This is a genomic window from Achromobacter ruhlandii, assembly GCF_002082135.1.
Taxonomy (GTDB): domain Bacteria; phylum Pseudomonadota; class Gammaproteobacteria; order Burkholderiales; family Burkholderiaceae_B; genus Achromobacter; species Achromobacter ruhlandii.
This window is the reverse complement of the sequence record NZ_CP017433.1, coordinates 4,229,071-4,241,384: the sequence shown is the minus strand read 5'-3', so window position 1 is coordinate 4,241,384 and position 12,314 is coordinate 4,229,071. Positions and strand designations below refer to the sequence as shown.

Genomic DNA, 12,314 nt, shown 5'->3' with positions numbered 1-12,314 from the left:
CCGGAGAATCAGGCAAAAAAAGGGCAGGATCGAGCATCGCCCGCGGCCGCCCCGGCACCGCATACTGTTTCCACCCCGGACGTGCGCCGGTGCCGTCCCATCCCGGGCCGGCGGCGCGCCGTGCCCTGGAAGGAGTGCAATCATGCGGTACAAGAAATTCGGCAACACCGGCCTGTTCGTTTCAGAACTGTGCCTGGGCACGATGACCTTCGGCGGCGAAGGCGAGCTGTGGAGCAAGATCGGCGCCCTGCAGCAGGAGGACGCCAACCGGCTGGTGGGCCGCGCGCTGGAGGCCGGCGTCAACTTCATCGACACGGCCGACGTGTATTCAGAGGGTCGTTCCGAGATCATTACGGGGCAGGCGTTGCGCGACCTGAAGGTCGCGCGCGACGACGTGGTCATCGCCACCAAGGTGTTCGGCCAGACCGGCCCGGGCGTGAACGCACGCGGCAATTCGCGTTTCCATATTATGGAGAGCGTCAAGAAAAGCCTGGCCCGCCTGCAACTGGACCATATCGACCTCTACCAGATTCACGGTTTCGATCCGGCCACGCCCATCGAGGAGACCGTACGGGCGCTCGACAACCTGGTGCAGCATGGCCACGTGCGCTACGTCGGCGTGTCCAACTGGGCGGCCTGGCAGATCATGAAGGCGTTGGGCATTGCCGAGCGTCTGGGCCTGGCCCGCTTCGAATCCCTGCAGGCCTACTACACTGTCGCCGGCCGCGACCTGGAGCGCGAGATCGTGCCCATGCTGCAAAGCGAGGGGGTCGGCCTGATGGTGTGGAGCCCGTTGGCGGGCGGCCTGCTCAGTGGCAAGTACAGCCGCGATGGCCAGGCGGCCGCTGGCGATCGCCGCGCGCAGTTTGACTTTCCGCCCGTCGACCGCGAGCGCGCCTTCGACAGCATCGACGTCTTGCGCCAGGTGGCCGAGGCGCGCGGCGTATCGGTGGCGCAAGTGGCGCTGGCATGGCTGCTGCACCAGCGGGCGGTCACCAGCGTCATCATCGGCGCCAAGCGGGTCGAGCAGCTCGATGACAATCTGGCGGCCACGGATATTCGACTGACGGCGCAAGAGCTGGCGGCGTTGGATCGGGTGAGCGCCTTGCCGCCCGAGTATCCGGGATGGATGTTCACGCGCCAGGGCGAGTTCCGCCGGCAGCAGTTGCGGGAGTCGAACGCCGCGTGAGCGGAGTTGGACCGGGAAAGGGCGGTAGCGCCATGTTCCGCCGGCGGGGCGAGTAGAATCCAGGAACCGGGCGCGGCCCGTTCGCCGGCCGCGCCGCTCTTTTCCCGGGAGTCCCCGTTATGAAGCGCCATGCGCGCGCCGCCGGCCGGGCGGTGATTATGAGGGTCGCGTTGGCCGACACGGCCACGCCGTCGTTCGATGGCGGCGGCGCCAGGCGCGGCGTCGAGAAAGGGAGTGGTTCCATGGACGACGCCCCTTTCCGCGTGCATTGACGCGTCGCCGTGGCCATCCCCTTCCTGCGCCAACTCACTGCGGTCAGCCGTACGCCCCAGGCCAACCGGCGGCTGGCGTATTTCCTGACTTTCATCGCCGGCGCCGTCAACGCGGGCGGCTTCCTGGCCGTGCAGCAGTACACCTCGCACATGTCGGGCATCGTGTCGATGATCGCCGATCACATGGTGCTGGGCGGCCTGGCCGTGGTGGTGCAAGGAATGGCCGCGCTGCTGTCGTTCGTGGCGGGGGCGGCCACCTCGGCCTCGCTGATCAATTTCGGCCGGCGCACGCACCTGGCCAGCGAGTTCGCCCTGCCGCTGATGCTCGAGGCGGTGCTGCTGCTGGCCTTCGGCCTGCTGGGGGCGAACCTCGAGAACCTGCGCTGGTTCTACGTGCCCGGCACCGTGATGCTGCTGTGCTACATCATGGGCCTGCAGAACGCGATGATCACCAAGGTGTCCAAGTCCGAGATCCGCACGACCCACGTGACCGGCATGGTCACCGACATCGGCATCGAACTGGGCAAGCTGTTCTACTGGAACCTGGCGCACGAGGACAAGGCCGGCGCGGCCCCGGTGCGGGCCGACCGCGGCAAGCTGATCGTGCTGAGCACGATGGTCACGCTGTTTTTCGCTGGCGGCGTGACGGGCGCCTATTCCTTCTTCCACTACGGCTTCGGTTCGACCGTGCCGCTGGCGTTGTTCCTGATGGTGCTGGCGGCGGTGCCGGTGGCCGACGACATCCGCCATTTCTTCGCGCGTCCCTAGCGCACGCCGGCGACCGCGCGGCTCAGGTCTTGGCGTTGGCCAGCAAGACCTGCAGCGCCGCCGCCGTCTGCCAATGTAGCTTTTCCAGGCGCGCATCCTTGGCGGGATCGGTGATGGCACGGCCATCGGCGCCCTTCGGATAGGGGGCGCCAAGCAGCCGGGCCATGTCGATTTGGTAGTGGCTGCTGTCCCCATACGGGCGCTTGCCGTCGATGAAGGGCATCGGCCAGAAGGCGTCGCCCTCGCGCAGCACCGCGTCCAGCTCGCCCGGACCGGCCTCGCGCCAGTTCGCCGCGCGCAGCAGCGTCAGGTGCTCGCGCCGCAGTTCGAAGCGGCCCTGCGCATCGACGCCACTGTCGGGGAAGTCGAAGGCTTCGCGCCGTTGCGGCGGCAGCGTATAGCGGCCGGGGGGCAGGCGGCTGATGTCGCGCACATAGGCCGGCACCAGCCGGCACACTTGCGCCAGGCGCCGCGTCGCCAGGCTTCGATCGGACGTGCCCAGCAATGCCATCGCCGCGGCGATCGTGTCCTTGTCGCTCAACGGCCGTTCGAACTCGATGCCGGGCGCGCCGGACTCCACGGGAATCCAGATCACGCCCAGTCCGCGCATCAGCCTGGCGTGGTCCGCGCCGTAGCGAAGGCTCGCCGGATCCGCCCGGAAGACCTGGCGAATGATGGCATCGCGCTCATTCGGCGCGGCAGGGCCCGCCGCTGACGCGATGCGCAGCGGCGCGCAGGCCAATGCCGCCATTGCCAGCGTCAGCGCGCGCCGGGGCGGGGAGACGAGAACAGGCTGCGCGGAGCGCGGCAGGGCGGGCGGTGTGCGAGACATGGGGGGACTCCTTTGGCGGCGGATGGCTTGCGCGTCACGGCAAGGCGGAGCGAGAAACGTCGAAAGAAGCGGCGCTAGCGCGGAAGCGATGCCAGCTCGGCGGCCGCGCGGGAATAGCCGGGTTGCAGCCGCAGCGCCGCCTCGTAGCTGGCGCGCGCGTCCGCCTGGCGGCCCAGCCGCCGCTGCAGCATGCCCTGGTTGGTCAGTATCTGGGCGCTGGGCGGCGCCGCTGCCACGGCCCGCTCGTATGTCTTGAGGGCGTCGGCCGTGCGGCCCAGGCCGTCCAGCAAGGCGGCTTCCAGGTTCAGGCCGATGCTCCATTGCGGATAGCGCTGCGTCAGGCTCCGCGCCGTGGCCAGCGCGCTGGGCAGGTCCCGCAGCTCGGCCTGGACGCCGGCCTTGTTCACGTAGAACCAGCGGTTGTCCGGGTCCAGCCTGATCGCTTCGTCGAACCGTTCCAGCGCCGCGGCGGGTTGGCCGTTGACCGTTTGCAGCTTGCCCAGAAAGTTCCTGACGTCGGCATTGCCGGGATCGCGTTGCGACAGGGCTTCGGCGATGCGCTGCGCCTGCGCCGGGTCGTTGCCGCGCAGCGCGGCGGAGATCTGCTGGTTCATTTCCCGCAGCGGCGCGGGCCATTGCTGGATGCGGGCGCGCAAGGCGGCGCTCTCGGCGGCCAATTCGGCCTGGTAGGCGTTGTCGAATTCCAGCGGCGGCTGCGCTTGCGCGCGGGCGGCGGCGTGGCCCGCCAGCAGCGGGGCGGCCAGCAGGCAGCCGATCAGGGCGCGTAAGCACCTGCCGGGGCGCGCGGCCGCCCACCATGCCGCGGCGTGCCGCCAGCCTGGCGACAATCGAAAAGGACGATGCGGCGTTGCGATCATGAGGGACGGGAAAATGGGGCCTGGGCCCCTTACGATATCCCGAAATCGCGCCGGCGTTCGCCACCACGGGACGGCCCGGCGATGAGGCCGGGCCGTCCCGTGGCTCCCTTCGTGGCCGCACCTCGCGGCAGCGGAGGGGGAGATAGGCTCATTTGGGCATGAGCACGTTGTCGATCACGTGAATCACGCCGTTGGACTGGTAGACGTCGTAGGTGCTGATGTTGGCGACGCCGCCTTTCTCGTCCTTGACGATGAGGTTGTGCTTGCCGTTCATCATCACCCAAAGCTTGCCGCCGCTGGCGGTGGTCAGCTCGGTGACGCCGCCCTTTCTGGCCTTGGCGGCCAGCGCGTCGAAGTCCAGCTTGCCCGGCACGACGTGGTAGGTCAGGATCTTGGTCAGGGTGGCCTTGTTCTCGGGCTTGACCAGGGTGTCGACCGTGCCGGCCGGCAGCTTGGCGAAGGCGGCGTTGGTGGGGGCGAACACCGTGAACGGACCCTTGCCCTGCAGCGTGTCCACCAGGCCGGCGGCCTTGACGGCGGCCACCAGGGTGGTGTGGTCGGCGGAGTTGACCGCGTTTGCGACGATGGTCTTGGCGGGCATCATCGGTTGGCCCCCGACCATCACGTCGGCCGCATAGGTGGGCGCCAGGGTCAAGGCGGAGCTGGCGATGGCAATCGAAGCTAGCAATTTCATGACGATCTCCTTTTTGGTTGGCCGTCGCCTGCACATACGGGGCAGCCCTCTGGCTGGATGCGCTCGGCGACCTGGAGCAAACCCTAGGTAGGCGCGATCGCCCGGCGCTGGCAGGCGCGGGCCCGCTGCCGAAATTGCCAGGATCACTACAATGAGAAAACCGGCGCCCGACCGGGGCGCTGCCGCCGCCGGGCAGCGGTAAGCACGCCTTTCTGGCGCTTGTTCGCAGGGTGGTTCCGGTCGCGGACAGGTAGCATCAAAGAGGTGATTGCCAGGCCGCGCACCGGCGCGCGGCGCTGCCGCGAATCACGCGATTCGCTATTTTCCGGAGGATAAGAACAAACATGGACGCGGAATTCTGGTTGGAACGCTGGCGCGACGGGCGCACGCATTTTCATCAAACACGAGTGACGCCGCTGCTGCAGAAATACTGGCCGACACTCTCGGTGCCCGCGGGCGGCAAGGTGCTTGTGCCCTTGTGTGGCAAGTCGCTGGACATGGTCTGGCTGGCGGCGCAAGGCTTCCAGGTGCTGGGCGTGGAACTGTCGCAACTGGCGGTCGAGCAGTTCTTCGTCGAGAACGAACTCAAGCCCTTGATTCACGAAAGTGCCTACGGCAGCCACTATGTGGCGGGCAATATCGAAATCATCCGCGGCGACATCTTCAAGCTCGATGCGCCGCTGCTGTCGCATTGCGTCGGCGCCTACGACCGCGCGGCGCTGGTCGCGCTGCCCAGGGAGATGCGGGGCGAGTACGTACGCCACGTCTACGGGCAACTTGCCCCTGGTTATCGCGGCCTGCTGATCACCCTCGATTATCCGCAGGAAGAGATGGACGGGCCGCCCTTCGCGGTATTGGACAGTGAAATGCGGACGCTGTTCAGCGGCGTCGCGCCCGCGGTGATCATCGATCGCCGCGACATCCTGGCCAAGGAACCCAAGTTCGCCGAACGCGGCGTGAGCCGGTTGGATACGGTCGTCTATCGGCTGGGCGTGCAGGCCTGAGGCGCGGCCCGGCGGCGCCACCGCTGGGGCAGGGCGGCCTGCCGCCTTGCCTCGCGCCCGGCCCGGCGGTTCAGAAGAACCAGCCGCCTCGCGTCAGGTCCTTCTCGCAGCTCTTGTACTGGCTGGCGAATTTGTCGGCGCGCGCCTGCACTTTCCTTGACACCGTCTTCAGCCATGCCTTGCGGTCGTAGCTCCGATTGCGGTATCCGGTCCAGCCTTCATGGTAGTTCAGGTACTGGCCATAGGCGTCGGACTTGGAGATGCCGTTCAGGCGCTGGGTCTTGTTCATGTACCAGCCCATGAAATCCAGTGCGTCAGCGAAATTGTCACGGCTGGAGCCCCAGCCGCCGGCATCCTTCTTGTATTCGTCCCAGGTCTCGTCCTTGGCCTGGGCGTAGCCATAGGCGGAACTGACGCGGCCCCACGGGATGATGCCCAGGAAGTAGTAGCGCGGCGGCACCGCGTCCTGCTTGAAGCTGGACTCCTGGTACATCATCGCCATCGGCACCGGCACCGGCGCGCCCCATTTCTTCTGCACCTTGAGCGCGGCGTCGTGCCAGTCCGGCTTCTCGCGGAAGATGGCGCAGATGTTCTCCGGATTCGACGGCGGGGCGGTGGCGCAGCCGGCAAGCGCGGCCAGCAGCGGCAGCGGCATCAAGAGCCGTGTCATTGGTGGTCTTCTCCAGGCGCCGGCGGGCGGCGGTTACGTTTTGCGTGTCACGATTTGCAGTGATTGTATGAAAACGTATCGGTGGGAAAGTTCCGCCCCCGATTTTTTTTATTCACATCGCGCCGCTCAGGCCTGAGATCTCTCGGGCGGTTTGCCGCTTTGGCGCCCCAAATGAAAACGGCCCCGGATCGCTCCGGGGCCGTGTCACAGGGGGGCCTGCGTGGCGAGGTTACACCTCGATCACGTCTGCCACGTCCTTGTAGTCGGCGATCTTGTCGAAGTTCAGGTACTGGTAGATCTGGTCGCCGCTCTTGTTGATGACGCCCATGTCGGCCATGTACTCGTCCTTGGTCGGGATACGGCCCAGCTTCGAGCAGATCGCGGCCAGTTCGGCCGAACCCAGGTACACGTTGGTGTTCTTGCCCAGGCGGTTCGGGAAGTTGCGGGTGCTGGTGGACATCACCGTCGCGCCTTCGCGGACCTGCGCCTGGTTGCCCATGCACAGCGAGCAGCCCGGCATTTCGGTGCGGGCGCCGGCCGTGCCGAACACGCCGTAGTGGCCTTCCTCGGTCAGTTGCGTGGCATCCATCTTGGTGGGCGGGGCCACCCACAGCTTGACCGGGATGTCGCGCTTGCCTTCGAGCAGCTTGGACGCCGCGCGGAAGTGGCCGATGTTGGTCATGCAGCTGCCGATGAACACTTCGTCGATCTTGGCGCCGGCGACTTCCGACAGCGTCTTGACGTCGTCGGGGTCGTTCGGGCAGGCCACGATGGGCTCGTGCACGTCGGCCAGGTCGATCTCGATGACGGCGGCGTATTCGGCGTCGGCGTCCGGTTCCAGCAACTGCGGATTGGCCAGCCACGCTTCCATCGCCTTGATGCGGCGGCCCAGCGTGCGCTCGTCTTCGTAGCCGTTGGCGATCATCCATTTGAGCATCACGATGTTGCTGTTGATGTACTCGATGATCGGTTCCTTGTTCAGGCGCACCGAGCAGCCGGCGGCCGAACGCTCTGCCGAGGCGTCCGACAGTTCGAAGGCTTGCTCGACCTTCAGGTCGGGCAGGCCTTCGATTTCCAGGATGCGGCCGGAGAAGATGTTCTTCTTGCCTTGCTTGGCGACCGTCAGCAGGCCCTGCTTGATGGCGTACAGCGGAATGGCGTTGACCAGGTCACGCAGGGTGACGCCGGGCTGCAGCTTGCCCTTGAAGCGGACCAGCACCGATTCCGGCATGTCCAGCGGCATCACGCCGGTGGCGGCGGCGAAGGCGACCAGGCCCGAGCCGGCCGGGAACGAAATGCCGATGGGGAAGCGGGTGTGCGAGTCGCCGCCGGTGCCGACGGTGTCGGGCAACAGCATGCGGTTCAGCCACGAGTGGATCACGCCGTCGCCCGGACGCAGCGAGACGCCGCCGCGGGTGCTGATGAACTCGGGCAGCGTGTGGTGCGTCTTGACGTCCACGGGCTTGGGGTAGGCGGCGGTGTGGCAGAACGACTGCATCACCAGGTCGGCCGAGAAGCCCAGGCAGGCCAGGTCCTTGAGCTCGTCGCGGGTCATGGGGCCGGTGGTGTCCTGGCTGCCGACCGAGGTCATCTTCGGTTCGCAGTAGGTGCCCGGGCGGATGCCGCGGCCTTCCGGCAGGCCGCAGGCGCGACCGACCATCTTCTGGGCCAGCGAGAAGCCCTTGCCGGTATCGGCCGGGTCCTTGGGCAGGCGGAACAGCGTCGACGGCGGCAGGCCCAGCGCTTCGCGCGCCTTGGCGGTCAGGCCGCGGCCGATGATCAGCGGAATGCGGCCGCCGGCGCGCACTTCGTCGAACAGCACGTCGGATTTGACTTCGAATTCGGCGATGACTTCGCCGTTCTTGATCGCCTTGCCTTCATAGGGGCGCAATTCGACCACGTCGCCCATTTCCATCTTGGAAACGTCGAGTTCGATCGGCAGGGCGCCGGCGTCTTCCATGGTGTTGTAGAAGATCGGGGCGATCTTGTTGCCCAGGCACACGCCGCCGAAACGCTTGTTCGGCACGAAGGGGATGTCTTCGCCGGTGAACCACAGCACCGAGTTGGTGGCCGACTTGCGCGAGGAGCCGGTGCCGACCACGTCGCCGACGTAGGCGACCAGGTGACCCTTGTCCTTGAGCGACTCGATGAACTTGACCGGGCCGCGCTTGCCGTCTTCTTCCGGTTCGAACGCGGCGCCGTCGCGCTTGTTCTTGAGCATCGCCAGGGCGTGCATCGGGATGTCGGGGCGGGTGGTGGCGTCCGGGGCCGGCGACAGGTCGTCGGTGTTGGTTTCGCCGGGCACCTTGAAGACCGTGATAGTCAGGCTTTCGGGCAGTTCCGGACGGCTGGTGAACCATTCGGCGTCGGCCCAGCTCTGCAGCACGGACTTGGCGTTGGCGTTGCCCTTGTCGGCCTTTTCCTTCACGTCATGGAAGGCGTCGAACATCAGCAGGGTCTTTTTCAGGGCGTCGGCGGCGATGGTGCCGATTTCCTTGTCGTCGAGCAGTTGGACCAGCGGGCCAATGTTGTAGCCGCCCAGCATGGTGCCGAGCAGTTCGGTCGCCTTGGCGCGGCTGATCAGGGCACAAGCTTCGGTGCCCAGGGCCACGGCGGCCAGGTACGAGGCCTTGACCTTGGCGGCATCGTCCACGCCGGCCGGAACACGGTGGGTCAGCAGATCGACCAGGTTCTGCTCTTCGCCCGCGGGCGGGTTCTTCAGCAGTTCGATCAGTTCAGCGGTTTGTTTTGCCGTCAGGGGCAGCGGGGGAATCCCCAGGGCCGCGCGTTCGGCAACGTGTTGGCGGTAAGTATCCAGCATGTGAGGCCTGCTCAAAGTCGGGTTGGAAGAAGGGTTGTCGCCGGAATTGTAGAGGGAAGAGGGGGGCGCAAGCAAATGTCTTATATCTTATATAAGACTTGGGTTGATAGCCGTTGCCTGCGGGCCACGCCGGGCGAGGGGCGATGTGGAGCGGGACGGTCCATCAGGGGTAAAAACGGGGTCGATTCAGGTCTCGGCACGCCGGTGCGAGACTGCGGCAGGGCAGTCGCGGGCGGGGCTGCCAGCCCCGCATCCGCGCTCGCGCTTGGGTGAAGCAAGCCTGCGCTGATAAATGAGAAGGCTCTGGCGGCGGACCGCCGGGCGCGCGATCAGTTGGCCTTGGCGTCGTACACCACGCCCACCCGGGCGAAGTTGGCGCCGTACTGCTTGACGTCCAACTGGAACGGGGCGCTTTCACCCGGCTTGAGCTTGGGCAGGCGCAGCTCCGAATAGCGCGCGCCGGTCAGCTTGTCCTGGGCGTCGTAGAGGCTGACCCAGACCTTGACGTTGTCGATTTCGGCGCTGTCGTTGTTGCGCACCCGGCCATGCACCGTGACGTACTTGTAGCGGTAGCGGTAGGTGAAGTTCAGGGTGCCGGTGCCGATGCCGGCCTCGGTGTTCTCGACGCTGATGTCCAACGCCGGGCGCGAGCCGGGCAGGGCCGCGCGCTTGGCCGGCTTCCAGTGGGTCTTGACCTCGGAATAGCGCTCGAAATTCTCGCCGTTCAACAGTACCGGAATGCGCTCGCCGGGATAGAGCATGGCCGGCGGCGACCATTCCTGGCGCAGACGCAGGGGGCGCGATCCGTCGAACACCGAGATCTCCATACCCGGCGACAACGCTACGTACTTGTCGCTGCGGTTGACCACCTCGGCCAGCAGCAGCGGGCGCTCGATCTCGTCGAGCAGGCGGCGCGGCGGGGATAAGGTCAGCGCCGCCGGATCGAAGAGGGCGAAGTCCGGATCGAGCAGTTCGGCCGTGGTCAATCGCACGTCGTCGATGATGCGGGGATTGGCGGGGCTGACACGCACGATGCGGCTGGCGGGGTCTGGGGAAACCGGCGCCGAGGCGGCGGGCGCCGGCGCGGCCTGGACGGTCTTGGGCGCGTCCCAGGGCAGCAGGCCGTTGTACTTGGCCAGGGCGTAGCCGCCAGCGGCGACGATAATCAGCACCAGCCCGACCCGGGCAGGCCGCGACAGGGGCCGCGCGGGGGAACGGTCAGCCTTCACTTTGCACCATGTAATCGTAGGATCCGACCTTGCCTTCGGCCAGCATGTCGCAGCGCACATCGAACGAGGTCAGCGCGCCGGGGGCGAGCGGACTGGCCGAACCGTAGCCATTGCCGGTGCCGATCAGCTTGCCGTCCTCGTCGTACAGCATCACCGTCACCTGGGTGCTGCTGGCGGCGACACTGCCCTTGTTGCGCAGCAGGCCCACCAGACGGTAGGCGCCATCGTTGCGCACCAACTGCACCTTGTCGGCGGCGACCTCGCGGGCGCTGCTGTGCGCCAGCGACGGCGTGGCCGGCTTTAGGGTGTAGCGGCTGTAGGCGGTATCGGGCAGGGAAATCGTCACCGGCGTGTATTCACCAGGCAGCAGGGTGCGCGCCATCGGCGAACCCGAGGAAGAGGACAGGGTCAGCTCGCCCTGGTAGAACGTGGCGGTGACGCGCGGCGCGTCGATCTTCTTGCCGGTCTCGTTGCGCATCAGCATCACCAGCTGGTTGCGGCCGCGTGCGCGAACTTCCTGCACATCCGTCAGCTTGACCAGCGCGGCATCGATGGGCGGGGGCGCCGCGCGCGAAGGCGAGCGGGTCGAGGAGCCAGTGTTGAACAAGGAAGTCGCGAGCGGCACCAGGATCGCGGCGAGCACCGCCAGCACGATCGCGGCCACCGCGGCCGGTTGCAGCCTGGCGGCGGGCGCCGGTTGCTGCATTCCGCGCAGGATCTTCTCCAGGCGCTGGGCGACGTTGTCTTCAACCAGGGTGACCGCGTGGCAATGGCTGCACTGGTACTCGTTGGTGTCGAGCTTGGTGAACTGGGCGCTGCCGCAAGTCGAGCAGGTCAGCGTCACCGTGTTGATCGTGGTCTGTTTGGGCGTCATGCGTGGAGACAGGCGGACCGCGTCCGGGGCGGCGCCGGGATGGCGCGGCCGAGCCGGGCGCGGCGGGCTTACTGGGCCGCAAGGATAGCGGCCGGGCGCGGGCGGCGGGGTGCATGAGCGCATCTGATTATTACAAAATGTAGGCGAAATGCCCGGACGGCCCCTGGCCCGGTGCTATCATCGCCGGCGTCGAATGCCCCTCTTGAATACGCCGTTCCCCAGTCGTTCCGCTTCAGGCCGCGATCTTTCGCGGCGGGGCCGAGCCGAGGCAGGTCAGGCTCCGTCCCAGCATGAGCATCCTCCAACACGTGTTGTTCCTCGCCTGCGTGGCGCTGGCGACCTACGCCCAGACCATGACGGGCTTTGCCTTCGGCCTGGTGCTGTTGGGGCTGTCCGGCGTGTTCCAGCTGGCATCCGTATCCGAGGTCGCCAACGTGGTCAGCGTCCTGTCGCTGGTGAATGCGGTGGTCACGCTGGCGCGAGCCAAGCCGCAGGTCAACTGGCCGTTGATGGCGCCGGCGCTGCTCAGCAGCCTGGCGGGCGTGGCGGTGGGCGTGGCCGCGCTCGCCTGGATCAGCGGGGCCATGGCGGTGTTGCTGCAATTGCTGCTGGGAGTCACCATCATGGCCTGCGCCGTGTTGCTGGTGGCGCGTACCCAGCCCCTGGCGCGTCTCTCGTCGCGCGCGTCTTTCCTGTTCTTCGGCGGGGTCTCGGGCGTGCTGGGCGGCCTGTTTTCGAGCGCCGGGCCGCCCATGGTCTATCACCTGTACCGCCAGCCGCTGCCGCTGGCTTCCATCCGCAACAGCCTGTTGGTGCTGTTTTCGCTGAACGCGGTGGTCCGCCTGGCGCTGGTGACGGGGCAAGGCGCCTTCATGGCGAGCTCGTTCTGGCTGAGCCTGCAAGCCCTGCCCGTGGTGATCGGGGTGACGTGGGTGGCGCGCCGCTATGCCACCGCCGGGTCGATGAAGACCGTCAAGCGGATGGTGTTCGTGCTGCTGCTGGCGGCCGGGCTGGGCCTGGTGGTGCCGGCGTCGCGGCTCCTCGCGGCGGGTTAACCGCGAGGAATCCGCCGCCGCTGGCGCG

At 67.1% G+C, this 12,314-nt stretch carries 12 protein-coding genes; 5 read left to right on the top strand and 7 right to left on the bottom strand.

All coding sequences use genetic code 11. The annotated features are described in order from the left end of the window. Nucleotides 1–142: 142 nt before the first annotated feature. The 3 genes from AruCF_RS19095 to AruCF_RS19090 all read left to right on the top strand — a co-directional run bounded on the left by AruCF_RS19095 (nt 143) and on the right by AruCF_RS19090 (nt 2,229). Nucleotides 143–1,189 (top strand): aldo/keto reductase, encoded by a 1,047-nt coding sequence (locus tag AruCF_RS19095; RefSeq protein WP_049075342.1) that lies wholly within the window; start codon nt 143–145, stop codon nt 1,187–1,189. 119 nt (nt 1,190–1,308) lie between these two features. Continuing rightward, a complete protein-coding gene (locus tag AruCF_RS29265; protein WP_157130048.1) occupies nt 1,309–1,461 on the top strand; it encodes a hypothetical protein in 153 nt (50 codons plus the stop codon). 9 nt (nt 1,462–1,470) lie between these two features. Then, a complete protein-coding gene (locus AruCF_RS19090) occupies nt 1,471–2,229 on the top strand; it encodes a YoaK family protein (RefSeq protein WP_049075341.1) in 759 nt (252 codons plus the stop codon). 22 nt (nt 2,230–2,251) lie between these two features. Here AruCF_RS19090 and AruCF_RS19085 read toward each other — a convergent pair whose 3' ends face one another. The 3 genes from AruCF_RS19085 to AruCF_RS19075 form a co-directional block, all read right to left on the bottom strand. Next, nucleotides 2,252–3,061 (bottom strand): hypothetical protein, encoded by an 810-nt coding sequence (locus tag AruCF_RS19085; RefSeq protein WP_053086019.1) that lies wholly within the window; start codon nt 3,059–3,061, stop codon nt 2,252–2,254. A 74-nt stretch (nt 3,062–3,135) separates the two neighbouring features. Next, the gene (locus tag AruCF_RS19080; RefSeq protein WP_235432686.1) at nt 3,136–3,939 is read right to left on the bottom strand and encodes a tetratricopeptide repeat protein; all 804 of its coding nucleotides are present in this window, start codon (nt 3,937–3,939) and stop codon (nt 3,136–3,138) included. A 148-nt stretch (nt 3,940–4,087) separates the two neighbouring features. Beyond that, a complete protein-coding gene (locus tag AruCF_RS19075) occupies nt 4,088–4,633 on the bottom strand; it encodes a fasciclin domain-containing protein (RefSeq protein ID WP_049075338.1) in 546 nt (181 codons plus the stop codon). Between the two features lie 344 nt (nt 4,634–4,977). On the opposite strand from AruCF_RS19075, the gene AruCF_RS19070 reads away from it, so the two are divergent. Then, a complete protein-coding gene (locus tag AruCF_RS19070; RefSeq protein WP_049075336.1) occupies nt 4,978–5,637 on the top strand; it encodes a thiopurine S-methyltransferase in 660 nt (219 codons plus the stop codon). Between the two features lie 70 nt (nt 5,638–5,707). Here the strand turns inward: AruCF_RS19070 and AruCF_RS19065 are convergent, their stop codons facing one another. The 4 genes from AruCF_RS19065 to AruCF_RS19050 all read right to left on the bottom strand — a co-directional run bounded on the left by AruCF_RS19065 (nt 5,708) and on the right by AruCF_RS19050 (nt 11,231). Next, nucleotides 5,708–6,307, bottom strand: coding sequence for a transglycosylase SLT domain-containing protein (locus tag AruCF_RS19065; RefSeq protein ID WP_083036826.1), 600 nt, complete (start codon nt 6,305–6,307; stop codon nt 5,708–5,710). A 229-nt stretch (nt 6,308–6,536) separates the two neighbouring features. Beyond that, complete coding sequence (gene acnB, locus AruCF_RS19060; RefSeq protein ID WP_049075327.1) at nt 6,537–9,128, bottom strand: bifunctional aconitate hydratase 2/2-methylisocitrate dehydratase; 2,592 nt, start codon at nt 9,126–9,128, stop codon at nt 6,537–6,539. Between the two features lie 329 nt (nt 9,129–9,457). Next, the gene (locus AruCF_RS19055; protein ID WP_235432685.1) at nt 9,458–10,300 is read right to left on the bottom strand and encodes an FxLYD domain-containing protein; all 843 of its coding nucleotides are present in this window, start codon (nt 10,298–10,300) and stop codon (nt 9,458–9,460) included. Between the two features lie 46 nt (nt 10,301–10,346). Next, on the bottom strand, nt 10,347–11,231 hold the full coding sequence (locus tag AruCF_RS19050) for an FxLYD domain-containing protein (protein WP_049075323.1): 885 nt from the start codon (nt 11,229–11,231) through the stop codon (nt 10,347–10,349). A 290-nt stretch (nt 11,232–11,521) separates the two neighbouring features. On the opposite strand from AruCF_RS19050, the gene AruCF_RS19045 reads away from it, so the two are divergent. Next, complete coding sequence (locus AruCF_RS19045; RefSeq protein WP_049075322.1) at nt 11,522–12,286, top strand: TSUP family transporter; 765 nt, start codon at nt 11,522–11,524, stop codon at nt 12,284–12,286. Nucleotides 12,287–12,314 lie beyond the last annotated feature (28 nt).

Coding starts and splice junctions, on each gene's coding strand:
- AruCF_RS19095 (WP_049075342.1), top strand. CDS start 143: ATGCGGTACAAGAAATTCGGCAACACCGGCCTGTTCGTTTCAGAACTG.
- AruCF_RS29265 (WP_157130048.1), top strand. CDS start 1,309: ATGAAGCGCCATGCGCGCGCCGCCGGCCGGGCGGTGATTATGAGGGTC.
- AruCF_RS19085 (WP_053086019.1), bottom strand. CDS start 3,061: ATGTCTCGCACACCGCCCGCCCTGCCGCGCTCCGCGCAGCCTGTTCTC.
- AruCF_RS19080 (WP_235432686.1), bottom strand. CDS start 3,939: ATGATCGCAACGCCGCATCGTCCTTTTCGATTGTCGCCAGGCTGGCGG.
- AruCF_RS19075 (WP_049075338.1), bottom strand. CDS start 4,633: ATGAAATTGCTAGCTTCGATTGCCATCGCCAGCTCCGCCTTGACCCTG.
- AruCF_RS19070 (WP_049075336.1), top strand. CDS start 4,978: ATGGACGCGGAATTCTGGTTGGAACGCTGGCGCGACGGGCGCACGCAT.
- AruCF_RS19065 (WP_083036826.1), bottom strand. CDS start 6,307: ATGACACGGCTCTTGATGCCGCTGCCGCTGCTGGCCGCGCTTGCCGGC.
- acnB (WP_049075327.1), bottom strand. CDS start 9,128: ATGCTGGATACTTACCGCCAACACGTTGCCGAACGCGCGGCCCTGGGG.
- AruCF_RS19050 (WP_049075323.1), bottom strand. CDS start 11,231: ATGACGCCCAAACAGACCACGATCAACACGGTGACGCTGACCTGCTCG.
- AruCF_RS19045 (WP_049075322.1), top strand. CDS start 11,522: ATGAGCATCCTCCAACACGTGTTGTTCCTCGCCTGCGTGGCGCTGGCG.